The sequence below is a fragment of the Curtobacterium sp. MCBA15_001 genome (assembly GCF_001864835.1).
Taxonomy (GTDB): Bacteria; Actinomycetota; Actinomycetes; order Actinomycetales; family Microbacteriaceae; genus Curtobacterium.
In genome coordinates this window covers 182353-207193 of record NZ_MJGI01000004.1, presented here as the reverse complement: position 1 = coordinate 207193, position 24841 = coordinate 182353, and the positions used below count along the sequence as shown (strand labels likewise).

At 72.7% G+C, this 24841-nt stretch carries 21 protein-coding genes; 4 read left to right on the top strand and 17 right to left on the bottom strand.

What is annotated here, in order from left to right:
• Positions 1 to 107: 107 nt before the first annotated feature.
• From BIU90_RS02385 to allB, 10 genes are all read right to left on the bottom strand, one after another.
• Positions 108 to 692, bottom strand: a complete 585-nt coding sequence (locus tag BIU90_RS02385) for an NTP transferase domain-containing protein (RefSeq protein WP_254786918.1) — start codon at positions 690 to 692, stop codon at positions 108 to 110.
• A 13-nt stretch (positions 693 to 705) separates the two neighbouring features.
• Complete coding sequence (gene pucL / locus BIU90_RS02380; RefSeq protein WP_071298626.1) at positions 706 to 1650, bottom strand: factor-independent urate hydroxylase; 945 nt, start codon at positions 1648 to 1650, stop codon at positions 706 to 708.
• 5 nt (positions 1651 to 1655) lie between these two features.
• Complete coding sequence (uraH, locus tag BIU90_RS02375; RefSeq protein WP_071298625.1) at positions 1656 to 1985, bottom strand: hydroxyisourate hydrolase; 330 nt, start codon at positions 1983 to 1985, stop codon at positions 1656 to 1658.
• Positions 1982 to 2476, bottom strand: coding sequence for a 2-oxo-4-hydroxy-4-carboxy-5-ureidoimidazoline decarboxylase (gene uraD / locus BIU90_RS02370; RefSeq protein ID WP_071298624.1), 495 nt, complete (start codon positions 2474 to 2476; stop codon positions 1982 to 1984). Before uraD ends, uraH begins: the two co-directional genes overlap by 4 nt.
• A gap of 11 nt (positions 2477 to 2487) precedes the next feature.
• Positions 2488 to 3312, bottom strand: coding sequence for a MurR/RpiR family transcriptional regulator (locus BIU90_RS02365; protein WP_071298623.1), 825 nt, complete (start codon positions 3310 to 3312; stop codon positions 2488 to 2490).
• Positions 3309 to 4619, bottom strand: coding sequence for an allantoate amidohydrolase (locus BIU90_RS02360; protein WP_083403617.1), 1311 nt, complete (start codon positions 4617 to 4619; stop codon positions 3309 to 3311). The genes BIU90_RS02365 and BIU90_RS02360 overlap by 4 nt, the downstream gene beginning before the upstream one ends.
• Positions 4616 to 5911: an alanine--glyoxylate aminotransferase family protein gene (locus tag BIU90_RS02355; protein WP_071298622.1), complete on the bottom strand. Its 1296-nt coding sequence runs from the start codon at positions 5909 to 5911 to the stop codon at positions 4616 to 4618. Before BIU90_RS02355 ends, BIU90_RS02360 begins: the two co-directional genes overlap by 4 nt.
• A gap of 97 nt (positions 5912 to 6008) precedes the next feature.
• Complete coding sequence (locus BIU90_RS02350) at positions 6009 to 7634, bottom strand: AtzH-like domain-containing protein (protein WP_083403616.1); 1626 nt, start codon at positions 7632 to 7634, stop codon at positions 6009 to 6011.
• Complete coding sequence (locus BIU90_RS02345; protein WP_254786924.1) at positions 7627 to 8700, bottom strand: acetamidase/formamidase family protein; 1074 nt, start codon at positions 8698 to 8700, stop codon at positions 7627 to 7629. Before BIU90_RS02345 ends, BIU90_RS02350 begins: the two co-directional genes overlap by 8 nt.
• Positions 8701 to 8770: 70 nt before the next feature.
• Positions 8771 to 10144, bottom strand: coding sequence for an allantoinase AllB (allB, locus tag BIU90_RS02340; RefSeq protein ID WP_071298621.1), 1374 nt, complete (start codon positions 10142 to 10144; stop codon positions 8771 to 8773).
• A gap of 248 nt (positions 10145 to 10392) precedes the next feature.
• Between allB and BIU90_RS02335 the strand changes: the two genes are divergently transcribed.
• Genes BIU90_RS02335 through BIU90_RS02325 form a run of 3 tightly spaced genes read left to right on the top strand, consistent with a single transcriptional unit; the run spans position 10393 to position 15076 of the window.
• Positions 10393 to 11223: a xanthine dehydrogenase family protein subunit M gene (locus tag BIU90_RS02335; protein WP_071298620.1), complete on the top strand. Its 831-nt coding sequence runs from the start codon at positions 10393 to 10395 to the stop codon at positions 11221 to 11223.
• A complete protein-coding gene (locus BIU90_RS02330) occupies positions 11220 to 14021 on the top strand; it encodes a molybdopterin cofactor-binding domain-containing protein (protein ID WP_071298619.1) in 2802 nt (933 codons plus the stop codon). The genes BIU90_RS02335 and BIU90_RS02330 overlap by 4 nt, the downstream gene beginning before the upstream one ends.
• Entirely contained in the window at positions 14021 to 15076 is a 1056-nt protein-coding gene (locus BIU90_RS02325) for an XdhC family protein (RefSeq protein WP_071298618.1), read from the top strand. The genes BIU90_RS02330 and BIU90_RS02325 overlap by 1 nt, the downstream gene beginning before the upstream one ends.
• A gap of 63 nt (positions 15077 to 15139) precedes the next feature.
• Here BIU90_RS02325 and BIU90_RS02320 read toward each other — a convergent pair whose 3' ends face one another.
• The 7 genes from BIU90_RS02320 to BIU90_RS02290 form a co-directional block, all read right to left on the bottom strand.
• Complete coding sequence (locus BIU90_RS02320) at positions 15140 to 16435, bottom strand: amidohydrolase family protein (protein ID WP_071298617.1); 1296 nt, start codon at positions 16433 to 16435, stop codon at positions 15140 to 15142.
• 193 nt (positions 16436 to 16628) lie between these two features.
• Entirely contained in the window at positions 16629 to 17510 is an 882-nt protein-coding gene (locus tag BIU90_RS02315) for a carbohydrate kinase (protein ID WP_071298678.1), read from the bottom strand.
• 96 nt (positions 17511 to 17606) lie between these two features.
• Positions 17607 to 18767: a glycoside hydrolase family 172 protein gene (locus tag BIU90_RS02310; RefSeq protein WP_254786916.1), complete on the bottom strand. Its 1161-nt coding sequence runs from the start codon at positions 18765 to 18767 to the stop codon at positions 17607 to 17609.
• A complete protein-coding gene (locus BIU90_RS02305) occupies positions 18764 to 19669 on the bottom strand; it encodes a carbohydrate ABC transporter permease (RefSeq protein ID WP_071298616.1) in 906 nt (301 codons plus the stop codon). Before BIU90_RS02305 ends, BIU90_RS02310 begins: the two co-directional genes overlap by 4 nt.
• Complete coding sequence (locus BIU90_RS02300; protein WP_254786915.1) at positions 19669 to 20631, bottom strand: carbohydrate ABC transporter permease; 963 nt, start codon at positions 20629 to 20631, stop codon at positions 19669 to 19671. The genes BIU90_RS02305 and BIU90_RS02300 overlap by 1 nt, the downstream gene beginning before the upstream one ends.
• A 70-nt stretch (positions 20632 to 20701) precedes the next feature.
• Positions 20702 to 22021, bottom strand: coding sequence for an ABC transporter substrate-binding protein (locus BIU90_RS02295; protein ID WP_071298614.1), 1320 nt, complete (start codon positions 22019 to 22021; stop codon positions 20702 to 20704).
• A gap of 111 nt (positions 22022 to 22132) precedes the next feature.
• Positions 22133 to 23167: a LacI family DNA-binding transcriptional regulator gene (locus tag BIU90_RS02290; RefSeq protein WP_254786923.1), complete on the bottom strand. Its 1035-nt coding sequence runs from the start codon at positions 23165 to 23167 to the stop codon at positions 22133 to 22135.
• A 226-nt stretch (positions 23168 to 23393) separates the two neighbouring features.
• Here BIU90_RS02290 and BIU90_RS02285 point away from each other — a divergent pair, with 226 nt between their 5' ends.
• Positions 23394 to 24791 carry an amidohydrolase family protein gene (locus tag BIU90_RS02285; RefSeq protein ID WP_071298612.1) on the top strand — a complete coding sequence of 466 codons (1398 nt, stop codon included), beginning with the start codon at positions 23394 to 23396 and terminating at the stop codon, positions 24789 to 24791.
• Positions 24792 to 24841: the final 50 nt, after the last annotated feature.

The following is a 24841-nucleotide window of genomic DNA, read 5'->3' as shown; positions in this document are numbered from 1 at the left end:
CCAGACACTCCTCGTCTTCGCTCGACATACTCGTCGGGCACTGCCCCGGTACGTCACCATTATGACGTCTGTGTCACGATCATGACACAGATGTCACGATCGTGACATCAAACAGTGGGCTCGCAGTGGGTTGCATGGTCCTGGTCCTCGCCGTCCCAGAGGTCGCTGCACTCCACCCGCTCCGCGCCGACCCGCCGCAGGTACGCACCGGCACCCTGGTCGCCGCGGAGCCCGGACCGGAGTGCGTCCCAGTGCCGACGGCCGATCAGGACGGGGTGCCCGGGGCGGTCGCCGAACACCGCCTGGCGCAGCACCTGGCGCCGTCCGGGCGGGGCGCCGAGCACCCGGTGGACGGCTTCGGCGGGCAGCCCCGGCAGGTCGACGAGCGTGACCAGGACGGCGTCCACGTCGGCCACCGCGGAGAGCGCCGCCAGCCCGACGTCGAGCGATGCCCCGAGGCCGTCGTCCCAGGTCTCGGCCCGCACGACGGACACCGTCGGCAGGTCCGGCACGAGGCGCTCGGCGCGGTCGGCGGCTGCACCCAGCACGACGCTGACCGTGGCGCAGCCGCCGTCGAGCAGCGTCGACACCGCGCGCTCGACCCACTGGCGACCGGCGGCGTCACGGACCAGCGCCTTCGGGCGACCCATCCGCGTGCCGGCGCCCGCTGCGAGGACCAGTCCCGCGGTCACGTCGACGCTCCGGTCAGACGAACCCGGGCAGGGTCGTCCACGCACCGGGGGCGTCCGGTACTCCGTCGCGGACGACCGTGCCGGAGATCAACCCGTACGGCCGGTCGGCGGCGAAGAAGACCTCGTTCGGGTTGTCGAGACCGAACGGCGCGAGGTCGACCAGGAAGTGGTGCTTGTTCGGCATCGAGAACCGCACCTCGGCCAGCTCGGGGAACGCCTCGATCGCGGCCTTCCCCATCGCGAACAGGGTCTGCTGCAGGGCGAGGGAGTGCAGGTCGGCGAAGGTGGCCAGCATCCGGTCGAGGACCCCGGCGTACAGCGTGTTCCAGTCGATGCCCGCGTCCACCGCCTCGGGCAGGTACCGCCAGCGCGCGGTCACCGAGGTCGCCAGGATGCGGTCGTCGGTCTCCCCCAGGGTCGTGTACCGGTCACGGGGGAAGCCGTGGAACTCGCTGCCCGTCGACTTGAGCACGGTCAGGTCGGTCACGCCGGCCACCACGTGCACGTCGTCGCCGTCGAGCTGCACGACCGCGGTGCGCGTGCCGCTGCCGGCACGGACGAACGCGTGGTCGTGCTCGCGGCCGGCGACGGGGATCCTCGACCAGCTGTGCTGCTCCGCGGACAGGGTGGCGCCGTCGTACCAGTCGTAGGCGGTGGTGAAGTGGCGACCGAGGCGGAGCAGGAACTCCTCGGGGCTGTGCACGCCGTGCTCCCGTGCGAACGCGTAGACGGTGTTCTTCTGCGTGTCGGTGGCGACGACCTTCGCGTTGTCGCCCGACGTGTACGAGTCTGCGAGTGCGGCACCCCGGAGCTGCGTCGTGATCGTCAGGTCCTCGATCTCGTGCCGCGGTGTGTCCCGGGTCACGCGGACCAGTCGGACCTCGGCCTTGCCGTACTGGTTGGCACCCAGACGGACGCTGGCGGTCGTGGCGACGGGCTGTTCGACGGTGTCGGTCATGGTGTTCAGTTCCCTCGGTAGGTCGAGTAGGCGAAGGGGTTGAGCAGCAGGGGCACGTGGTAGTGCGCTGCGGGTTCGGTGGGGACGGTGACCACGACGTCGACGCGCGGGTGGAACGCCGTCACGCCCTGGTCCTGCCAGTACCGTCCCGTGGCGAACGAGAGCGTCCACTCCCCGGGCTCGAGCAGGTCGGGCCCGAGTTCGGCGATCCGGCCGGCACCGTCGGTGGTGCCGGTCGCGACCACCGAGCCGGACGGGCCGGTCAGGGTGACGGCGACACCCGCAGCGGGCGTGCCCCCGGTGGTGTCGAGCACGTGCGTCGTCAGGTGGCTCATGCGAAGCTCCGGTCCAGTCGCAGCAGGGCGATCTCGCGCAGCTGGTCGGCGACCTCCGCGCGTTCGGTGGTGTCGTCGTTGCCGAGTCGACGGTGCAGCTCGGCGAGGATCTCGGTCGCGGTCCGGCCGGCGGCCCGGATCAGGAACACCCGGTCGAACCGCTGCTCGTAGACGGCGTTGCCCTCACGGATCGCCCGCGCGGTGGTGTCGTCCGTCTCGGCCGACGACGACTGCTCGTGCCGGGACGCCGCTGCTGCCGCGCTCGTCCCCTGGGGTCGGTCGCCGATGCGCGGGTGGTGTGCGAGCGCGGTGGCGACCTCGTCGTCCGTCCACGTCGCGGCGAGCGCTGCCGCGCGTGCCCGCAGGTCGGCGACCGAGCCGTAGGGCCGGCCGTCCAGGACGGCGGTGACCCACCGTGGGACCGCCGCCCACGTGCTGACCAGCTCCCGCGCCTCCAGGTCGTCCAGGTCGTCCAGGTCCCGGATGTCCATCGGTCCTCCGTTCACGGTGTCGCCACCTCGTCGAGGGCGTCGTAGGCGTCGGCGATCGCCGCGACGCGCGCCCGGCCGTCCGTGCCGCTCGCGACGTAGACGTCGTTCGCGACGGCGGCGATGACGGCTGCGGGAGCCGCCAGGCTGTCGAAGGCGGACGGTGAGTCGACGGGGCAGATGACGACCGTCCGTGCCGGGGCCGCGAGGACCGCACCGGTGGGGTCGGTAAGCACGACGACGTCGGCTCCGGCGTCCGCGCAGCGTGCCACGACCCGCCCGACGACGGACGCATGGCGTCGGATCGAGACGACGACCACGACGTCCTCGGCGTCGAGGTCGGCCAGCTCCTCCCCCAGGCTCTGTCCGGCGGCCGGGGCGAGTCGCACGTCGGCCCGGACCTGGGCGAGCTGTGCGCGGAACTGCAGGGCGAGCGGGTGGGCGTTGCGCAGGCCGACCACGGTGACACGGCGCGCGGCGACGATGCGGCGCGCGAGGTCCGACCGGTCGGCGCGTGCCAACGAGGTGAGCGCTGCGTCGAGGTTCCGGCCCTCGACCGTCCGCTCGTCGACGTCCGGCGACCGCGTCGCCGCCCAGGGCAGGCCGGAGCCGCGCGCGACGAGCAAGGACCGGCGGACCTCGCCGGCGTCGCGGAACCCGAGTGCGCGCACCAGGCGACTGACGGTCGCCTTCGACGTGCCCGACTCGGCGGCCGTCTCCGCCGAGGTGCGCAGCAGCAGCAGGTCGGGGTCGGTGCGGACGAGGGCTGCGACGCGGCGCTCGGCCGGGGTCAGGTCGTCCCAGAGCGCGTCGATCCGCGACCGCAGGTCGACGCTCACGGCGCGACCTCGGCGTCCGCGTCCGCGTCCGTCGCCTGCGGCATGACTCCGGCAGGCGTCGCGACGCCCGCGGCGACCGCCAGCACCGCGGTGGTCATCGCGTCGATGCCCACGGCGACGTCCTCGGTCGACACGAACTCGTCCGGGTGGTGGCTGATGCCGCCCGGGTTCCGCAGGAACAGCATGGCGACGTCGGTCACCTGACCGAGCGACATGGCGTCGTGTCCGGCCCGTGAGAACAGCTCGAGCGGCTCATGCTGCCCGGTGGCGGTGATGCCGGCCCGCACGGCGTCCATCAGGTGCGGAGCGCACAGGACGGCCGGGGCCCGGTGGACCTCGCTCACGGTGACCTCGAGGCCGCGGCGGACGGCGATCGCGGCGAACGCCTGCTCGATCGCGTCCCACACCCGGTCGCGGCCATCGTCGAACTCGCCGCGCAGGTCGACCGAGAACCGGGCGTGCCCGGGGACGACGTTCACCGCGCCGGGTTCGACGTGCATCGAACCGACCGTGCCGATGTGCTGCTCGTCGATGCAGATGCGCTCGACGGCGAGCGCCGCCTCCGCCGCGCCGAGCAGGGCGTCGTGCCGCATCTCGTAGGGGGTCCCTCCGGCGTGCCGTGCCTCACCGACCACGTCGACGCTGAACCGCCTGGCCGCCGCGATGCTCGTCACGACGCCGAGCGCCTGGCCTGCCCGTTCCAGGTAGGGGCCCTGCTCGATGTGCGCCTCGAGGTACCCGGCGAGCGTGGCCGGGTCGACCGCTGCCTCGTGCACCCGTGCGGGGTCCAGGCCGTGGGCGGTGAAGGCCTCGCGCAGCGTGACGCCGTCGTCGTCGGCCAGGTCCCACCACGCGTCGTCCCACACCCCGGCCATCGCCGACGATCCCAGGAGCGCCTTGCCGAAGCGGGTGCCCTCCTCGTCGGAGAACGCGACGACCTCGATCGCGACCGGCAGGTCCGTCACGCGGTCACCGAGCAGCTCCACCACGGCGATGCCGGTCAGCACCCCGACGATCCCGTCGTAGCGGCCGGCGTCGACCACCGTGTCCAGGTGCGATCCGATCAGCAGGACCGGTCGGGCGTCGTCACCCGCCACCCGCCCGTGCAGGTTGCCGGCTGCGTCCTCCCAGGTGCGCAGCCCGGCCTCCGCCATCCAGACTGCGGCGAGCGCGTTGGCACGGGCGTGCTCCGGCGTGAGGTACACGCGGCGGATGCCCTCCGCGGACGAGCTGATGCGGGCGAGCTCGTCGCATCGGTCCGCCACGATCCGCGCGAGATCGGTGGCCGGACGGGAGGCGCCGCTCACCGTGACCCCGCCGCCACCGTCGCCGCGCTGGTCGCGTCGGTCTCCGTCATGCCGCTCGCGCCGGTGCGCGCCGTCGGCGTCGCACTCGCGTACACGTCGAGTGCCGCGTCGACGCCGGCGCCCTGCGGCACCGACGCTCCCCCGCGCCGCAGGCACTGCTCGAGCGCCGACAGCGTCGTGACGACCGCGTCCTTACGGGCGTTCACGCCCATCGTGCCGATCCGCCACACGCGCCCGTGCAGGGGTCCGAACGAGGTCCCGATCTCGATGCCGTGGTCCTCGAGCATCGCGCTGCGGACGGCGTCCCCGACGACGGTGTCCGGGATCTCGACGGCGACGACGTTGTGCATCTTGTGGCCGACGTCGCCGAAGACGCGCAGCCCGAGCGCCTGCACGCCCTCGAGCATCGCGCGCCCGGCCGTCTCGTGCCGCGCGCCGACCGCCGCCAGGCCCTCCTCGAGCACCACCCGGGCGCACTCGCGGGCGATGTACAGCATCGTCGTCGCCTCGGTGTGGTGGTTGAGCCGCCGCGGACCCCAGTAGTCGAGCACCATGCCCAGGTCGAAGTAGTTCGACCTGATCGGGTCGTCCTGCACGTCGTCGCCCGGCTCGCGGATGCCGGCCTCGATCGCGCTCCGCGACCGGACCACCTCGGTCGCACGCTCGGACAGGCTGGTCGGCGAGCTGCCGGACGGGCCGGCCAGGCACTTCTGCAGCCCGGCGGTCACGGCGTCGACACCCCACGCGTCCATCTCGAACGGGTTGCCCACCAGGCTCGCCGTGGTGTCCGTGTAGAGCAGCACCCCGTGGCGGGCGCAGACCGCGCCGAGGTCTTCGAGGGGCTGGTTCATCGTGGTCGAGGTGTCGCCCTGCACGACGGCCAGGACCTTCGGCTTCGTGGCGATGATCGCCTGCTCGATGACGGACACCGGGAACACCTGTCCCCAGTCGGTCTCGATCGTGTGGACCTCGGCCTGCGCACGCCCGGCGATCTCGGCGAGCAGGTGCCCGAACCGGCCGAACACGGGGACCAGGACCCGGTCGCCCGGGGCGAGGAGCGACACGAGCGCGGCCTCGATGCCGGCGCGCGAGGTGCCGTCGACCAGGACCGTGGCCTCGTTGCGGGTGCGGAACACCTGGCGGTAGAGCTCCTGGGTCTCGGTCATCGTCGCCGTCATCCACGGGTCGTACTGCCCGACGAGCGGTGCGGACGCCGCGCGGAGCACCCGCGGGTCGGCGTTGACCGGGCCGGGCCCCATCAGGAGTCGTGCGGGTGGGTCGACTGGCTGCATGGGGTGTTCCTTCCGTTCCAGGAGCGACTGTACGGAACGCGTGTTTCAGCCAGGTGACGGCGGTGTTGCGGAGCCGACCCAGGCCTCCAGACCGACCTCAGCAGACCAGCGCGACTGCCGAGTCGACCAGCGCCACGTCGGATCCCGGTGTGGCGACCAGGCACACGCCGACCGGCGCGCCGCCCACGGTGAGCGCCGGCGCGGAGACCGCGGGCGCACCCGCGATGCCGGCCACGGCCGTCATGCGCAGGGTCGCGGTCCGCGTGCGGTCGACCACCGCAGCGTCGGCCGTCCGGAGGGGTGCGGGGCCGGGGACGGTCGGGAGGCACAGCACCCCTCCGGCGAGCACGTCGCGGACCGCGGACCGGAACGTCGCGAGCCGTCCGCGTGCGTCCTGCTCGGCGGATGCGGTCACCGCCTGGGCTGCGCCGAAGCGAGCGGCCACGTCGGGTCCGAGCGCGCCGGGGTGCGCAGACACCCACGCGCCGTCGTTGCGCCACGCCTCGGCTGCCTGCACGGTGCGAACGACCTCGGCGAGCTCGTCCAGCGGCGGCAGCTCGACGGCGGTGACCGTGCGGCAGGTGCGGGCGAGGAACGCCTCGAAGGCCGTGCGGGTGTCGGGCTCGACCATGCGCAGCAGTTCCTCGGCGACGAGCAGGTCGGACGGAGCGGGCGTGCCGTCGCCCAGTGCGACGACCGCGGCGGCGCGCAGGGTCGCCGCGTCGCGGGCGAGCCACCCCACCGTGTCGAAGGTCTGCGCCAGCGGGAGGAGCCCCTCGCGCGGGACCGCTCCGTGGGTCGTGCGGAGCCCCCACAGTCCCTGGTACGAGGCCGGGACCCGCACGCTGCCGGCGGTGTCCGTGCCGAGGGCCAGGTCCGCCTGGCCGAGTGCCACGGCGGCGGCCGCACCGGAGGTCGATCCACCCGGCATCCGTTCCGGTGCCGCCCCGTTCGGCGGGGTCCCCGTGTGCGCGTTCCGGCCGGCGATGCTGTAAGCGAACTCGTCGGTCCGGGCGATGCCGGTGACCGACGCGCCGGCGTCGAGCAGCATCTGCACGGCGGGGGCGTTGGCCTCGGCGACGGACGCGCCGCGCTCGTACGCGGGGTTGCCCGCGCCGACGACCTGACCGCGGACGGCGAACAGGTCCTTCACCGCGACGCGGACGCCGGCGAGCGGAGCGTCGGGCTGTACCGCTCCGGCGACGAGCGGGTCGCCGACGACGCGCCACACGGACCGGTCGATCGCGGGCGCGCGACCGGTGACGTGCGCCGCGGCGATGCGCCAGGTGCCCACCCCGTCGGGTGCGTCAGTTCCGTCAGGTCCGTCCTGTCCGTCTCTGCGGCGCCACAGCTGCGTCTGGAGTCCCTGGCCACCGCCCGTGAAGTGCGACGTGGCGACGACCAGGACGGTGTCGTCGCTCAGGACACGCAGCTCGGTCCGGCCGATCCGCCGTGCGGCGATGCCGCCACGGGCGGACCGGAAGGCGCTGATCCGGTCGTGGCCGACGAGCAGGCCGCCGGCGTCACCGCGGATCGTGTCCGGTCCCGGCTCGAACAAGGCGTCGAGGACGGCGACGTCGTCGGCCGCCAGCGCGGCTTCGTACCGGTCGAAGGCGGCGCGGAGCCCGGGCGGCCAGGTCGGCTCGGGCTGGGCCGCGCCGGGGTGGGTCGCGCCTGGCTCTGGCTGGGTCGGCTCGTGCTGGGACGCCCCCGGTTCAGCCACGGGGCACCGCCGCGAAGTCGGCCTTGCGGACGGTCGCGTGCACGCCGCACACCAGGTCGACGACCTGCGAGATCCGGAAGTCGGTCGTCGCGCTGAGGTACGCGTACGCGAGGTGCTCGTCGACGCCCCACCGGGCACGCAGCAGCACGAGGGCCTGGCGGACGCACTTGCGGACCGCCTCGTCGAGGTCAGCGTCGAGTCCCGTCGGCACCAGGTACTCGGTCGTCTCGCCGAGCGGCCCGGCGAGTTCGCCGAACTCCTGCAGCGCCAGGGCCCGTGGCACGACGTCGATCCGGTAGGTCGCCCGGAGCGAGGCCTCCATCGCGGTGAGCGCGACCTCGCCGTCGCCCTGGGCGAAGTGCGGGTCCCCGACGTAGACGCCGGCGCCGGGCACCTGGACCGGCAGGTGCAGCGTCGAGCCCACCGTCAGCAGCGCGACGTCGATGTTCCCACCGTGGGCGCCGGGCGGGACGGAGTGCGGCCGGACGGTGTCGTCGACGGTCACGCCGACGATGCCCGCGAAGGGCCGCAGCGGGAACGTGACCAGGCCCGGGCCCCCCTCGACCACGGGCAGACGGCCGTGCAGCTCGCCGTCCTGCTCGACGACGTCCGCGAACACGCTCACCGACAGCTTGCGCCGGGGCAGCTCGCCGTGCAGTGCACCGCGGCCGTGCCGGTTCGAGATGACGCCGTAGGGCACGCGGGGCAACGCCTCGAGCAGGGTCATCGACACGACGTCCCCGGGCTCGGCGCCCTCGACGGCGACCGGGCGGGACACCACGTGCGGGCCGTCCGTGGGCCCGCGTTCCGCCGACGCCGCGATCGCCACGGCGTCGTCGAGGACCAGCTCGCGCGGGACCCCGTGCCGCCCGAAGAACGCCGCCGGGTCGCGCCCCTGGTCGTCGAGGACGCCCTCGTGGCTGACCGTGTCGAAGGTCACGGTCGAGCCCGGCGCGACGGTCAGGACCGGCGCGTCGTCGCGGGACGGGAGCCGGCCCCAGAGCACCTCGGTGGGTGCGGACGACACCAGGTGGTCGCCGAGCACCGGTCCGGCGCCGGGCTGCAGGACCCCGTGCGGCAGGACCGCGGCCGGGTCGTGCGCGTCATGGTCACGAGTGCTGGCGTGGTGGGCGGTGTCAGACACGGCGCAGGAGCCTCCCGTCGGTGGCGGTGACCCCGCCGGTGGCCGTGGCGACACGGTTGCCGTGCAGCCACGTCTCGAGGACACGACCGCGCAGGGTCGCGCCGTCGTAGGCGGAGATCGGGTTGCGGTGCTCGAGCGCCTCGGCGTGCACGGTCTCGGTGGCGTCCGGGTCGAACACCACCAGGTGCGCGAGGGCGCCCGGTGCGATCACGCCGCGGTCGCCGAGGCCGACGAGCGCCGCCGGACCGGTCGTGAACGCGGGCAGGACCCGGTCGAGCGGGAGTCCACGGCGCGCGGCCTCGGTCCACGTCGCCCGGAAGCCGACCTGCAGCCCGGCGATCCCGCCCCACGCCAGCCCGAAGTCGCCGCCGGTGCCGCGCTTCAGGTCGACCGTCGAGGGCGAGTGGTCGGTCACGACCAGGTCGATCGTCCCGTCGAGCAGTCCGTCCCAGAGCGCGTCCTGGTTGCCGGCGTCGCGGATCGGCGGGCAGCACTTGAACTCGGTCGCGCCGTCCGGCACGTGGTCCGCGTCGAGCGTCAGGTAGTGCGGGCAGGTCTCGACCGTGACCGGCAGCCCCTCGGCCTTCGCCGCGCGCAGCATCGGCAGCGCACCGGCGTCGGACAGGTGCAGGACGTGCGCGCGGGCCCCGGTCGCCCGGACCCCGTCGATGACCCGGGCGATCGCGTCCTCCTCGGCGACGGGCGGCCGCGAGTCGAGGAACGCGCGGTACCCGGTGCCGAGCGCACCGTTCGCCGCCAGTCGGTCCGGGTCCTCCGCGTGCACGATGAGCAGGCCGTCGAGCGCGGCGACCTCCGCCAGTGCGGCGCGCAGTCCGGCGGCGTCGAGGTGGCCGAACTCGTCGACCCCCGACGGCGCGAGGAAGCTCTTGAACCCGAAGACCCCGGCCTGCCACAGCGGCGCCAGGCTGCCGGCGTTCTCGGGGACGGCGCCGCCCCAGAACCCGACGTCGACGGCGACGCGCCCCTCGGCCGAGGCCTGCTTCACTGCGAGGGCGTCGACCGTCGTGGTGGGCGGGATCGAGTTCAACGGCATGTCGACGATCGTCGTGACGCCGCCCAGTGCCGCAGCGCGCGTGGCCGAGGCGAAGCCCTCCCACTCCGTGCGGCCGGGCTCGTTCACGTGCACGTGCGTGTCGACCAGCCCCGGCAACAGCACCGCGCCGCTCGGGACCTGCACGACCACGTCGACCGAGACGTCGGCGTCGACCGGCAGCACCGCGTCGACGCGGCCGCCGCGCACCACCACGGTGGCGGCCCGGAAGGCGCCGTCCGTCCAGACGCGGTCACCGCGGAACGCCGTGGAGGCCCGGCTCGCCTCCGGCACGTCGGTTCGAGATCCGTTCATGAGGCCGAGGATCGCACAGCCGTGTTTCCGGGATGCGTCGGCTGTTCCCGCGCCGTAATCCCCGCGAAACACCGGGATCGTACGCTCGTGCTCCACCGAGACTCGGGCACCCAGGCAGGAGGTCGTCATGCACAGCACGTGTCAGGACCGCCCCGCCACGGCGTGGAACCGGGGCATGATCGCGCACGGTCGACGACCGGCGTCCGTCCACGCCCCGTCACCCCACCCCCGATCGGAACCCCCCGCCCATGGACCTCGTCACCGTCCGCTCCGTCCGGACGCCGTCGCACCGCGACGAACTCGCCCTCGCCCCCGGTGAACGCCTGCTCGGCGGCGGCACCTGGTTGTTCTCCGAGGAACAGCCGGACCTGGTCGGCCTCGTCGACCTGACCGCGCTCGGCTGGCCCGACCTCGAACGCACCGACCAGGTGCTCACGATCGCGGCGACGTGCACGATCGCGACGCTCGTCCGGGCCGTGCCGGAGCCCGACTGGACGGCCTGGCCGCTGGTGGACCGGTGCGCGAACGCCCTGCTCGCGTCGTTCAAGGTGTGGAACGTGGCGACCGTCGGCGGCAACGTCGGGACGGCCCTGCCCGCGGGCGCACTCATCGCCCTGCTCGTCACGTTCGACGCCGTGGCGGTCGTCTGGACGCCGGACGGCGGCGAGCGCCGCGTGCCCGTCGAGCGGCTCGTGCTCGGTGTGCGGTCGCTCGACCTGGCGCACGGTGAGGTCATCCGCGCGTTCGAGGTCCCGACCGCGGCACTCCGCGGGGACACCGGGTACCGCCGGACCGCCCTGAGCCCACACGGCCGCTCCGGGGCGCTGGTCACCGCGCGACGGGACGACGCGGGCTTCGTGCTCGTCGTCACCGCTGCGACGCCGCGGCCGCTCGTCCTCCGCTGGGACGCCGTGCCGGACGACGCCGCCGTCGTGGTCGCCCTCGACGCCCACCGGGACTGGTACGACGACCCGCACGGCTCCCCCGCGTGGCGACGCGCCGTGAGCACCCGGTTCGCGCAGCAGCTGCGCGCCGAGGCAGAGGCCGCTCCGCAGTGCCAGGCCGGGGGTGCGGCATGAGGTTCGACGTCGACGGACACCGGCACGACGCCGACCCGCAGCCCGGTCAGGTCCTCCGCACGCTCCTGCGCGACCAGGGCGTGACCGCGGTGAAGAAGGGGTGCGACTCCGGCGACTGCGGTGCGTGTTCCGTGCTCGTCGACGGTGATCCCGTCCACTCCTGCATCTACCCGGCGCACCGGATCGACGGACGCAGGGTCACCACGGCCGCGGGTCTCGGCACGCCCGATGCCCCGCATCCGGTCCAGCGGGCGTTCGCCGACGCCGCCGCGTTCCAGTGCGGGTTCTGCACCGCGGGCATGGTCGTCACCGCCTCCACCTTCGGTCCCGACGACCTCGCCGACCACCACCGCCGACTCAAGGGCAACCTGTGCCGGTGCACCGGGTACCGGGCGATCGAGGACGCCCTGGCCGGGGTCGTCAACACCACCTGCGCCGCACCCGGTGACGCCGTCGGCACCTCGGTCCGGGCCCCGGCGGCCGCACGCATCGTGTCCGGACGCGAGGAGTACACGCTCGACGTCCCGCCGACCGGTGACGTGATGAGCACCGAGGCGCTCCTGCACCTGGCGGTGCTCGGCAGCCCGCACGCCCATGCCCGCATCACCGCGATCGACACGACCGCCGCCGAGGCGCTGCCGGGTGTGCACGCCGTGCTGACGTGGCGCGACGACCCGGGCGTGCTGTTCTCGACCGGCCGCCACGAGTCGCGCCTGGACGACCCCGACGACACCCTGGTGCTCGACCGGGTGCTGCGGTTCCGCGGGCAGCGGGTCGCCGCGGTCGTCGCCGACAGCGTGCGGATCGCCGAGCAGGCCTGTGCCCTGGTGGAGGTCACCTACGAGGTCCTGCCGAGCGTGCACGACGCCGACGCTGCCCGGGCGCCGGGCGCGCCGCTGGTGCACGGTGAGAAGACGACCGCCGAGCACCGCATCGCCGAACCCGGACGCAACGTGGTCGCCGCGCTGCACGGCGAGACCGGCGACGTGGACGCTGCCCTCGCCACGGCGGCCGCGACGGTCGAGGGCACCTGGAGCACCGGCCGGGTCTCCCACGCCGCGCTCGAGACCCACGCCACCCGCGGCCGGTTCGACGACGAGGGCCGCCTGGTCCTGCGCACCGCGACACAGGTCCCGTTCCTGGTGCGGGACGAGATCGCCCGCGTGTTCGGCCTGGAACCCGACCGGGTGCGGGTCGTCGCGAAGCGGGTCGGCGGCGGCTTCGGCGGCAAGCAGGAGCTGTTGACCGAGGACCTGGTCACCCTGGCGGTGCTGCGGACCGGTCGCACCGTGCAGTACGAGTTCAGCCGCCGTGACGAGTTCACGGTGGCACCGACCCGCCACCCGATGCGGGTCCGGGTGCGCCTGGGGGCGACGGCCGACGGCACGCTCACGGCGCTGCACGTCGACCAGTCGATGGACACCGGGGCGTACGGCAACCACGGCATCGGCGTGATGTTCCACTCCGTCAGCGAGTCCGTCGCCGTGTACCGATGCGCGAACAAGCGCGTCGACGCGGAGTCCGTGTACACGAACAACCTGCCGTCGGGGGCGTTCCGCGGGTACGGCCTGGGGCAGGTGGTCTTCGCGGTCGAGTCCGCGATGGACGAGCTGGCCCGACGCCTCGACCTGGACCCGTTCGCGCTGCGGCGTCGCAACGTCGTCGTGCCGGGCGACCCGCTGGTCGTGACGGACCCGGACGAGGAGACCGACCTGCACTTCGACGGCAGCTACGGACTCGACCAGTGCCTGGACCTGGTCCAACGCGCGCTCACGCCGGACGCCGACACCGCGGCGCGCGACGCCCTGCTGCCACGGATGGACGGCCCGGCGCTCGACGACTCCGCCGACTGGGCGTACGGCACCGGCATGGCCCTCGCGGCGATCGCCACCCTGCCGCCCCGTGGCCACCACGCGCACGTCACCGTCGAGCTCACCGCCGGCGGGCGGTACCGCATCGGCGTCGGCACGGCGGAGTTCGGCAACGGCACCACCACCGTGCACACGCAGCTCGTCGCCACGGCCCTCGGCACCACTCCGGACCGCGTCGACGTGCACCAGTCGGACACGGACGCCACCCGGTACGACACCGGGGCGTTCGGCTCCGCCGGGGTCGTCGTCGCCGGCAAGGCCCTGTACGCCGCCGCGACCGCACTGCGCGAGCAGGTCATCGCGCGGGCGCTGACCCTGGTGGCAGACGCGACGCCCCGCACCGCCTCCGGGGTCCTCGGTCCCGCAGCCGTCCTCGGCGTCGACGGCGTCCGCGTCGGGGACGTCCACGTCGCCTTCGAGGACCTGCTCGCCGACGGGCCGCTGGTCGCCCACGGACAGCACGACGGGACACCCCGCTCGCTGGCGTTCACGGTCCACGGTGTCCGCGTCGCGGTGCACCGGCCGACGGGCGAGGTCCGGGTGCTGCAGAGCGTGCAGGCGGTCGACGCCGGTACCGTGCTCAACCCCGAACAGCTGCGGGGCCAGGTCGAGGGCGGCGCGGCGCAGGCGATGGGGTCGACGCTGTACGAGGAGGTCGTGCTCGACGGCGCCGGCCGCGTCACGACGGACAGCTTCCGGAACTACCGGGTGCCGAAGATCTCCGACGTGCCGGCCACCCAGGTGCTCTTCGCCGAGACCCACGACCCGCTCGGGCCCCTCGGCGCGAAGTCCATGAGCGAGGCGCCCTACAACCCGGTCGCACCCGCCGTGGCGAACGCCGTGCGCGACGCGGTCGGGGTCCGCCCGTACCGCCTCCCGATGACCCGCGACCGGGTCTGGGCCCTGGCCGAGGAGGGGACCTGCTGATGTTCGAACTCGCAGACCGGCTGCTGGCCGTGCTCGACACCGGCGGGACGCTCGTCGTCGCCACCGCCGTCGACGTCGTCGGGAGTGCGCCGAACGGCACCGGCACCTCGATGGCGGTCCTGCCCGGCGGCCAGGTCGTCGGGACGATCTCCGGCGGCTGCGTCGAGGGCGCGCTCCACACCGTCGCCGAGGAGGTCCTGGAGACCGGCGTCGCGGTGCTGGAACGGTTCGGCTTCGCCGACGCAGATCCCGACGCCGACCCCGACGCCGACGCCGACGCCGACGCCGGCACGGACGCAGCCACAGCGACGGACGCAGCCGCCTGGGCTGCCCCGGCCCTGCGCTGCGGTGGCCGCGTCGAGGTGCTCGTGCACCGCGTGACGCCCGCGGACACCGTCGTCGTCGAGGCCCTCCGCCGCGCCGCCGCCGGCATGCCGACCTCGCTGGGCCTCTCGCTCGCGCCCGGGACCCTCGGCACGCCCGTGACGAACCCCGACGGCTGCGGCGGCGACCGGGTGTTCACCGAGCACGCGGGCGGTCGCGCCCGCTGCCTGGTCATCGGCGCCGTCGAGTTCGCGGTCGCCGTGACGAACGCCGCCGCGATGCTCGGGTTCGCCGTGTCGGTGTACGACCCGAGCCCGGTGTTCCTGACGCCCGATCGGTTCCCCGCGGCCCAGGAGCTCGTCCTCGGGTGGCCCGCACGCACGCTCGCCGACACCGCCATCGACGCGAGCACCGTCGTCATCGTGCTCTCCCACGACGACCGGTTCGACGCCGCCGTGGTCGACCTCGCCCTGCGCCGCGGAGCCGCCTACGTCGGCGCGATGGGGTCCCGCGCGACCCACGAGCGCCGCCTGGCCGAGCTTCGGGAGATGGGGACCCCGGACCTCCACCGTCTGCGCTCCCCCATCGGGCTCGACATCGGCGCGGAGACGCCTGCCGAGGTCGCGGTCGCGGTGATGGCGGAGGTGATCGCCGTCCGGTCCGGGACCGACGCACGCCCCCTGGCGCACCGCGAGGGCCCCGTGCACCGCCGCCCGCTCGCGGTCAGCTGACGCGCCTCCAGGCCGGCCCGCACCCGCGACCAGCGCACCCGGCTGCTGCCAGGGCGCCGCCCGTCAGACGGCCGGCGTCCTGGCCAGCCGCTCGCGCAGCCGCGCCGCCAGCTCGCGCTCGTCCACCCCGACCAGCTGCCCGTCGCGGACGACCACCCGGCCGCCCACCACCACGTGCCGCGGACGGCGTCCTGGCGATGCCCACAGCAGCCCGGCCACCGGGTCGTCGACCCCGGCGTCGGCCACTCCGGAGACGTCCCAGACGCACAGGTCGCCTGCCGTCCCGACGCCCAGGTGCCCGAGTTCGGGGCGGCCCAGGCCGATCGCGGAGCCCTCGGTCGCGGCACCGAGCAGCCGTCGGGCGGGCAGCTGCGGTCCGACCAGCGCGGACACCTGCATCGCCAGCCGCGCGTCGGCGAGCAGGTGCCCGGCGTCGTTGCTGCCCCCGCCGCTCGTGCCCAACCCGACCGGGACACCGGCGTCGAGCAACCGCGCCACCGGCGCGATCCCCCACCCCATCGGCACGTCGCACCCCGGGGCGTGCGTGGCGCTGACGCCGGCCGTGGCGAGTCGGGCGATCTCGTCGTCGGTCACGTCGCAGAGGTGCGCCAGGGTGACGTCCGGCGCGAGCCAGCCCCACTCCTCGAGCAGGTCGATGGGGCGGCGGCCGTGGCGCTCGAGCGCGATGGCCGTGTCCACCTGCTCGTTGGCCTGGGTCCGTCGTCGGAGCCCGTGCCGGGCGGCGACCTCGCCGAGCGCTCGGAACGTCGCCTCGCCGTCCGAGTGCACCCCAGCCGGTCCGACGGCGACCTGCAGCCGGCCGTCCGGGTCGGTCCCCCCGACCGCGCCCGGCGCGAGCAGTGCGCCGACGATCGCGTCCGCGGAGGCGGCCGCCCGGTCCGGGTCGTCCCGCGCCGAACCGCGCACGAACACCAGGCGCCCACCGAGGGCGCGGACCGCGTCGGCGGTCGCGCTCGCCAGGGCGACCGTGTCCGCGGCCGAACCGTCGACAGGCCAGTTCAGGTGGTGGTCGGCGACGGTCGTGACGCCGGACAGGAGGCCCTCGGCGGCTCCGACGGACGCCGCCAGTCCGTAGAGCTCGGGGTCGTGGCCGACGCGTGCGTACGCGCCGGCCATCGTGGGCAGCCAGTCCGCCATCGGGACGCCGCGGGTCCCCGGCAGCGTGCGGAACGCCGTCTGCAGCAGGTGGTGGTGCGCGTTCACCAGGCCCGCGGTGACGACGCAGCCCGAGGCGTCGAGGACGGTCGCGTCGGTGCTGCCGTCGTCGAGGACCACGTCGCCGTCGCGCTCGGTCCGGGGGTCGACGAGGACACGGACGGCGCCGGAGACGGTGAGCATGCCGTTCGTTCTAGCAGTGTCCCGTTTCGGGCTCGTGTCGGGGCGCACCGGATGAACTCCACCATCGGCACAACGCCGATGTCAGGTCACGTCTCCTGCACGGGGTCGTGGCACGAGTACCCGAGGTGCTCTGCTGCAGCTCTCACACCGGCATCTCGGGGCACGCTCCCGGTCGCGTGGACCGGTCTGCCCGTCACCGCAACTCGGCCCGTGTCGGAGGATCCGCACCGGGGCGGCTCACCGTGACGGCCGCGCAGGCGAGCGCGAGTTCTGCGAGCTGCTCGAGGTCGACGCCCTCCAGCTCCCGCGGGTGCTTCCTCGACGCGAGGACGCCGGCGAGCAGCCCGGACATGAAGGAGTCGCCCGCGCCGACCGTGTCGACGACGTCCGCCGCGGGCGCCGGTACCCGCCGCCGCGGCCCGGCAGTGGACGCGAGTGCGCAGCCGTCCGCGCCGAGCGTCACTGCAGCGAGTCCGGCGCCGCGGGACAGCAGCCCGTCGAGCACTGCATGGAGGTCCCGGTCGGGCCACAGCCACGCGGCGTCCTCGTCGCTGAGCTTGACGACGTCGACGGTGGCGAGGAGCGGCTCGAGCGCGGCGAACACTGCGGACCGGTCGGGCGTGATGCTCGGCCGGATGTTCGGGTCAAGCGACAGGAGCGCGGACGCGGGCCGCGTCCGCGCGGCCTCGCCGACGACAGCGGCGCCCGGGTCGAGCACCGCGCCGACCGACCCGACGTGCACCAGCCTCGTCCCGTCGGGCAGGTCGACGGGGTCGAGCCGCCAGTCCAAGTCGAACGCGTACCGCGCGGAGCCGCGGTCGTCGATCGTGGCGACCGCCGTGGAGGTCCGGTCGATCACCGTCGCATCCACCCGCACACCGCTTCCCTCGACGTGGCGGCGGACGGCGGTACCGCGCTCGTCGTCGCCGAGCGCGCACACGAGCGCCGCGGGCACGCCGAGGCGGGCGAGCCCGACCGCGACGTTCATGGGACTCCCACCCGGGTGCTCGACCCGGCCGTCTGGCCGTTCGATGACGTCGATGAGTGCTTCACCGATCACGACGACCCTGTCCATGCTGCTCACCGCTCCGGGATTCCTCGACAGCAGTGACGACACGACGGCCTGGAGGCGCGGTGCGGTCTGATCCCGCGCCTCCAGGCCGCCGGTCGGTCACCTCGGGACACGCGCAGCTGCGTCGGGCAGGGTCGGGAAGGACACGTGCGGCTCCGTCTGGTACCAGTACGCCACGGTGCTGACGTCGTCCGACCGTTCGAACAGGCCGTGGTCCCACGTGCCGATCTGCTGCACGGTCACGCGGAGGTCCTGCTCGAACCAGATCGGGTCGGGCAGGTGCCACCGGTAGAGGGCGTGCATCGGTGCGACCGCATGGATGAACTCGGACGCGCCCGTGGTGTCGCGGCTGCTGCAGAACGGGTACCCGAAGTACGGTGCGCTGAAGGTCAACGGGATCGGCTCCGGCGATGCCCGGAGCTCGTCCTGGAAGGCCCACGCGCCGCCCGCGTAGTCCTCGAGCCCGGTGGTGCACAGGGACGGCAGGTCGTCGTCCCCGTCGATGAAGAACTTGACCTCTCCCTCGCCCCACCAGAACCGGCTCAGGGAGGCGAGCGCGACGTAGGTCCCCACGTACCGCCCACGGCCGCGCACGCCATCGAGGATCACGTGGTCCTCGCCGAGCGCGGTGGCGGCGTTCGAGCGTCGCCACTGCGCGTGGAAGTAAGGCGTGTCCTCGGCGACGTCGTCACCGGTCGTCAGGTCGACCTGGAAGAAGACGTGCTCGAGGTCGGCGCCGTGCTCGCTCGTCAGGGTGAGCCGGGCGTGCTTCCGGAACGGCATCGGGAAGTAGCTGTTCATGCCGCCGGTCGGCGCGACCGTGATCGGTTCGGACGTGACGAGCGCCCGGGTCGCGAAGCCGTTGCAGAAGAAGTCCCCGAGCGGCACCTCGATCGAGGGCTCGTCCTCGTCGTCCCAGAAGGCGCGGAGCACGAGGTCACGGAGGACGAACGGGCCGGCCTCGGTCCGGTCCGTCACGGTGATCCAGACGTGCCGGATGACCCCGGGTCCGTCGATGTCGAGCAGGTCCAGGGTGCCGCCGGCGGGGAGCTGCCCCCAGGCGCTGCCCTTCCGCCCCGGCCCGAGGGCGGAGGACGCGGACGCCGCCACGCCGAACGCCCCGGAGGGGTTCTCGGCGTTCACGGTCCTGGATCGCACGCCGGCGGGCGGGGCGAGTTCGGTCAGGGCGGGGAGCATGGTGCCTCCGGAGTTCGGTGCGGTGGTCGGTGGTGTGGACGTACGCGAGTCGGCGTCGGTCACTTGACCGAGCCGACGGTCACGCCGCGGCTGAGGGTGCGTTGGAAGACGAGGAAGAAGACCAGCGTCGGGAGCAGGGACAGCAAGGAACCGGCGTTCAGCGCCGTGAGGTTGATGCTGTTCTGGCCCTGCAACGTCGCCAGAGCGATCGGGATCGTCTGCGCGGACTGGTCGCTGAGCAGGACGAGCGGGATGTAGAACTCGTTCCAGGTCCAGACGAAGAAGAACACGACGAGGACGGACAGGGTCGGCCGGAGCACCGGGAAGACGACGGACCAGAGGATCCGGAACCGTCCGGCGCCGTCGAGCGCCGCCGCCTCGAGCAGCGACTGCGGGATGGTGCTCATCACGCTCGACAGCAGGTAGGTGCCGAAGGCCGCCTGCAGCACCGTGAACACGATGACGACGCTCCAGATCGTGTTGAACAGGCCCGTGGCCTGCGCCCCGTAGAAGAGCGGGTAGATGAGCGACTCCTGCGGGAGCATCGTGGCGAGCAGGAACACCGCCAGCAGCCAGGAGCGTCCGCGGATCCGGCCGATGCCGATCGCGTACGAGGTCACGAGGGCGAGCGCGGTCCCGAGGAGGGCGACGAGGCCCGAGATGACGATCGAGTTCACGAGGGCCCGCGGGTAGTCCACGAGCGCCAGGTACTGCTGGAACGCCTCGATGCTGACGTGCTGCGGCAACGCGAGGGGTCCGTGCGCCGAGTAGTCCGCTCCGGTCTTGAACGCGTTGAGCACGAGCAGCAGCAGCGGCGCGAGCATGAGCAGCGCGAAGGCGACGGCGATCGCCAGCACGATCCACCGGGTGGCGCCGCGCCGCTTCCGTTGGGGTCCCACGCGGTGCGGTGCCGCACTGTGCGGTGCCGCCGATCGGTCGGTGGTCTCGGAGACGACGGCGCTCATCAGGCGTCCTTCCCTTCGGCGTCGCGACGCTGCAGCCACATGAGGACCCCGGCGATCACGAAGATGACGACCGACATCACCGTGGCGATGGCGGATCCGTACCCGACCTTCGACAGCTCGAAGAAGTTCCGGTACGAGTAGTACGACGGCACGACGGTGGACCCCTCGGGGCCGCCACCCGTGAGGATGAGGATCGGCGCGAACACCTTGAGCGCCCCGACGGTTGCGGTGATCACGACGACGAACACCTCCGGTCTGATCTGCGGCAGGGTGATCGCCGAGAACCGTCGCCACCATCCGGCGCCGTCCAGCGATGCGGCCTCGTACAGCTCCGGGTCGACCCGTTGCAGCGCGGCCATGAACACGACGACCGGGTACCCGATCTGCAACCAGATGAGCACGAGCATCACGGCGTAGATCGCGATGTCCGGGTTGCCGAGCCAGTCCGGTGGGCTGGTGTCGCCGACCGCAGCGAGGACGCTGTTGAGCAGCCCGTCCTGCGTCGCGAGGACCCAGCTCCAGACGAAGCCGGCGACGGCGATCGGCAGGATCTGCGGCAGGTAGTACAGGGCGCGGAGGGTGGCTGCCACCTTCGGACCGAACTCGCGACCGAGGTGGTCGAAGAGCATCGCGGCGAGGACCAGCCCGATGAGCGTCGGTACCACGACGATGCCGACGATCATGAAGACCGAGTTCTTGAACGCCAGCCAGAACTGCGCGTCGGCGAGGAGATCGACGTAGTTGCCGAAGCCGTACCAGCGCATCGGGGCAAGGCCGCCCTTCCACTGGAACAGGCTGTACCAGATGTTCATCCCGAACGGGACGAGCACGATGGCGAGGGTCCCGACGATCATCGGGACGAGGTACCACCAGTACGAGTGCTGGCGGTGGGTACGGGGTCCGGGGCGTCTGGTTCGAGCGGCTGCCGGCGCGCGTCGAGCGGCTTGCGGGGTGGTGGTCATCGCGTCTCCTGGAGGACGAGCGGAATCGGGTGGGCGGGACGGGCGTCGTGCACCCGTCCCGCCGGAGGGCTCAGCCCTGGTCGACGGTCTTCTTGCCGTCGTCGTAGAAGGACTGGAGTTTGCCGAGGTACTGGTCGGCGGTCTCGTTGCCGTTCGACATCGCGGACATGTTGTTCTGGATGAAGTCGAGGAAGCCGGGCACTGGGTAGTCCGGGTAGAACGAGAGGGTGTCGTCCTTCACGACCTCGTCGAAGCGCTCCGTGTACGCCCGAGTCACCGGGTCGGTGATGGTCGACGAGTCACCCGCGAGCGGCAGGCCGCCGAGCGAACCGATCTTGTCCTGGACCTTCGCGCTGAGCGTCGTGTTGATCCAGTCGTAGGCGAGCTCCTTGTTCCCCGCCTTCGCCGGGACACCCCAGAGGTGACCGGACGAGCCCATCGTCGTGCTCGCGCCGGGGAGCGTGAACGAGCCCCACGGGAACGAGGACTGGTCCTTCACCCGAGCGAACACGCCGTTGTTCCAGATGAGCATGCCGGTCTTGCCGCTCAGGAAGTTGACGTTGGCCTGCTCGTAGTTCAGTCCGCCGAGGTCCGTGCCGACGTACCCCTTGTCGATCCAGTCCTGGAACCTCTCGGTCCCGGTCTTCCACGGGTCCTTCGAGAAGTCGACCTTGCCCTTGAGGAACATGAAGTCGTCGATCTGCTCGCGGTCGGCCGCGGCCGAGACGAGCGAGTACCAGATCCACATCTGGTTGAAGCCCTGGTTCACGGCGGACGAGGACGAGATGGGCGTGATCCCGGCGGCCTTGAGCTTGGCCAGGGCGTCGGTGAACTCCGTCATCGTCTTCGGCTCTGACGTGATCCCGGCTCGCTGGAACTCGTCTTTGTTGTAGTAGAAGGTGACGTACTCGCCGACGTTCGGGATGCCGTACCAGTCGCCGCTGCCCGCCTTCCCCTGCGAGTCGTACTTCGCGAACGACTGCATCGAACCGGTGATCTTGTCGTCCCAGCCGTTCTTCGCGACGGCATCGTCGAGGTTCTCCAGCAGGCCCTGACTGGCGAGCTGCCCGCCGTCGGCGTTGCCCTTGTTGAACTCCACGACGTCCGGCACCTTGTTGCCGCCGAGCACGAGCTTGGCGTTCTTCCGGAACCCGTCGAAGCTCGTGGTCTGGAACTTCACGGTGACGTCGGGGTGCTTCTTCTTGAAGATGTCGAGCGCGAGCTGCCAGCCCTGGCCCTGCGCGGTCGTCTTGTCCTCGTACTGCAGGATCGTGAAGGTCTTGCCGTCGGCCGATCCGGCGGCACTGCAGCCGGTGAGCGCTGCGGCGGCGAGCACGATCGTGGTGATGGCGACGGCCCGGAGGGACTGCCGGCGGGTGGGACAGATCATTGGAACAGCTCCTTTGCTGGTTCGGTGGCGGGCGCGCGTCAGAGCGCACTCGACCACCGCGACGTGCCGGGGCGCGTCGCGTTCGGGTGGGGTGTGGCGGGACTGAGCGGATCAGGGCGGATCGCGCGGTGGTGCGACCGAGCTCCTGATGACGATCGGGCAGTGCATACGGAAGCCGACCAGGTCTGGTCGGCTCCCGGCGGACGGGGCGATCTGCGCGAGGATGCGCTCGACCGCCCACTCGCCCATCGCACGGTGCGGGAGCTGCATGGTGGTGAGCCCCGGATGGAGTGCCTCGGCGACGAACTCCTGGTTGTCGAAGCCGACGATGGACAGGTCGGCGGGGATCGCGAGCCCGAGGGAACGGGCGACCTGGTAGAAGCCCATCGCGATCTGGTCGCCGAAGCAGAAGACCGCGGTCGGGCGTGATCCCATCGGCCGGTCGAGCAACGCCCGAGCCGGGGCGACCCCGTCGGCGGTCGCCGCGTCGGTCGCCGTCACGAGCAGGTCGGGATCGGGCGTGATCCTGGCCGCTTCCAGAGCCCGCAGGTACCCCTTCGTGCGGAGCGCGTCGGCGATCGGGTACGCACTCACGGTGCAGAAACCGATCCGGCGGTGTCCGGCCTCGATGAGGTGCGTCACGGCGTCGAACGCGCCACGCTCCTCGTCCGGTACGACGAAGTCCGCGCTCTGGTCGTCCCCGTCCGGTCGGCCGTCGAGCAGGACCACCGGCGTCGTCATCGGCACCTGCGGACGTTCCACCGTGCGGTGGTACGTCGTGGCGACGATCAGTCCATCGACGTTGCGCTGCAGCAGGGTCTGCACGGCGGGCGTCTGCAGGTCGTCGTTCCCCCCGGTGTCGACGAGCATGAGCACGTACCCGTGTCGCCACGCTGCCTCCTGTGCACCCGCGAGCATCGCGCTCGAGAAGGGCACGGTCGCGACACGGTCCGAGACGAGGCCGATGGTCCGCGTCTGCTGCGACTTCAAGGAGCGGGCGAGCTGGTTCGGCACGTACCCGAACGTGCTCGCGAGTTCGCGGATACGACCGGCGGTGTCGCGGTTCACACGACCCGCATCGCGGTCGTTGAGGACGAGCGACACGGAGGACACGGACACGCCCAGCTGGGCGGCGATGTCCTTCATCGTCAGCACGGTCGCTCCTCCACGTCGAACGATCGACGTGGTCCGTCAATCGATTGATGTGACGCTAGGAGCGTCAAACGTGTTGACGCAAAAGTCTCTTGCTGAAAGAGGACAGTTCCCGGAGACGACGAGCTCGACGCCACGACGCAGGGTCCCGTTTCGGGCACGTGTCGCGGTGACATCTGCCGGTAACACCCGCGTGACACGGCCCTCCTAGGGTCGCCGCATGACCCAGACCCTGATCCGCGGCGGTTGGGTCCTGACCGCCGCTCCCGCCACCTCGCCGACCCCGGCCGCGATCCGCGACGGGGCCGTCCTGCTCGACGGAGCCCGCATCGTCGCGGTGGGCACCTTCGCCGACCTGGCCGCCGAGCACCCCGACGCGGTCGTCCGGGGCGGCGCCGAGGACATCGTGACGCCGGGGTTCGTGAACACGCACGGCCACTTCAGCGAGGGGCTCATCACGGGCATCGGCTCGCAGTACACGCTCTGGGAGTGGCTGCAGGAGCTCATCTCGCACGTCAACCCGGTGATGACGCGCGACAAGGCGTACGCGGGGACCCTGCTGCAGGGCATCCAGATGCTCCGCAGCGGTGTCACCACGGCGAACGACATGTTCTGCTCGGACCCGATCCCCGGCGAGCCCGCCACCCCGGGTGTGGTCCAGGCGCTCGACGAGCTGGGTCTGCGCGGCATCGTGTCGTTCGGGTCGGGGGACGTGGACCGCGGCTTCGGTCCGGCGCCGATCCTCGAGGAGTTCCACGCCCTGCGCGAGGCGGCCGACGCCAGCCGGTACAGCACCTTCCGTGTCGGGATGTCCTCGATCGGTCGGTACACGGACGCCGCGTGGGAGGAGCACATCGGCTACGCGGTGGACGGTGGCCACGGGATCCACGTCCACATCCAGGAGGTCCGCGAAGAGGTCACCGCCGCTCGCCAGCGCACCGGGAAGACCGTGGTGGGACACGCCGAGGCGACGGGCATGTTCGCGGTGCCGGTCATCGCCGCGCACAGCGTGTGGGTCGACCGTGACGACCGCGAGCGCTACGCGGCGAACGGCGTCGGCGTCGCGCACAACCCCGTCGCGAACGGCATCCTGGCCAGCGGCATCGCGCCCGTCGCCGAGATGCGGGCACTCGGGATCCCGGTCGGCATCGGCGTCGACGGTCCCGCGTCGAACGACTCGCAGGACTTCCTGCAGGCCATGAAGACCGCCGCGCTGCTGGCCAGGGTCCGCGACCTGCAGGCCACGGCGATGAGCGCCCGCGAGGCCTTCGAGATGGGGACGATCGGCGGCGCGCGAGCCCTGCGGATGGAGGACGAGATCGGGTCGCTCGAGCCGGGCAAGCGGGCCGACGTCGTCGTGTTCGACGGCGACGGGCCGACGCTCGCGAACGTGCACGACCCCTACCAGGCCGTCGTCTTCGTCGCGGGCAGCCGCGAGGTCCGCGACGTCTGGGTGGACGGCGACCTGAGCGTGGAGCAGTTCGAGGTCACGAAGGTCGACGTCGCCGAGGTGGTCGCACGGTCGCGGCCGCTCGCACGGCAGCTGGTCCGCGAAGCCGGGCTCGAGCGGCTGTCGGCGCTCACGGGGGCGCCGTTGGACGACACCGAACGGCCGTAGCGACCCGGCAGGCGGCCCGGCGACCCGGCCGGGGCGCCCGGTGCTCCGGC

Excerpts from the sequence above, each read along its gene's own strand:
- pucL (WP_071298626.1), bottom strand. The coding sequence starts at position 1,650 with ATGACCGACACCGTCGAACAGCCCGTCGCCACGACCGCCAGCGTCCGT.
- uraH (WP_071298625.1), bottom strand. The coding sequence starts at position 1,985 with ATGAGCCACCTGACGACGCACGTGCTCGACACCACCGGGGGCACGCCC.
- uraD (WP_071298624.1), bottom strand. The coding sequence starts at position 2,476 with ATGGACATCCGGGACCTGGACGACCTGGACGACCTGGAGGCGCGGGAG.
- BIU90_RS02355 (WP_071298622.1), bottom strand. The coding sequence starts at position 5,911 with ATGCAGCCAGTCGACCCACCCGCACGACTCCTGATGGGGCCCGGCCCG.
- allB (WP_071298621.1), bottom strand. The coding sequence starts at position 10,144 with ATGAACGGATCTCGAACCGACGTGCCGGAGGCGAGCCGGGCCTCCACG.
- BIU90_RS02335 (WP_071298620.1), top strand. The coding sequence starts at position 10,393 with ATGGACCTCGTCACCGTCCGCTCCGTCCGGACGCCGTCGCACCGCGAC.
- BIU90_RS02330 (WP_071298619.1), top strand. The coding sequence starts at position 11,220 with ATGAGGTTCGACGTCGACGGACACCGGCACGACGCCGACCCGCAGCCC.
- BIU90_RS02325 (WP_071298618.1), top strand. The coding sequence starts at position 14,021 with ATGTTCGAACTCGCAGACCGGCTGCTGGCCGTGCTCGACACCGGCGGG.
- BIU90_RS02320 (WP_071298617.1), bottom strand. The coding sequence starts at position 16,435 with ATGCTCACCGTCTCCGGCGCCGTCCGTGTCCTCGTCGACCCCCGGACC.
- BIU90_RS02315 (WP_071298678.1), bottom strand. The coding sequence starts at position 17,510 with ATGGACAGGGTCGTCGTGATCGGTGAAGCACTCATCGACGTCATCGAA.
- BIU90_RS02305 (WP_071298616.1), bottom strand. The coding sequence starts at position 19,669 with ATGAGCGCCGTCGTCTCCGAGACCACCGACCGATCGGCGGCACCGCAC.
- BIU90_RS02300 (WP_254786915.1), bottom strand. The coding sequence starts at position 20,631 with ATGACCACCACCCCGCAAGCCGCTCGACGCGCGCCGGCAGCCGCTCGA.
- BIU90_RS02295 (WP_071298614.1), bottom strand. The coding sequence starts at position 22,021 with ATGATCTGTCCCACCCGCCGGCAGTCCCTCCGGGCCGTCGCCATCACC.
- BIU90_RS02290 (WP_254786923.1), bottom strand. The coding sequence starts at position 23,167 with ATGAAGGACATCGCCGCCCAGCTGGGCGTGTCCGTGTCCTCCGTGTCG.
- BIU90_RS02285 (WP_071298612.1), top strand. The coding sequence starts at position 23,394 with ATGACCCAGACCCTGATCCGCGGCGGTTGGGTCCTGACCGCCGCTCCC.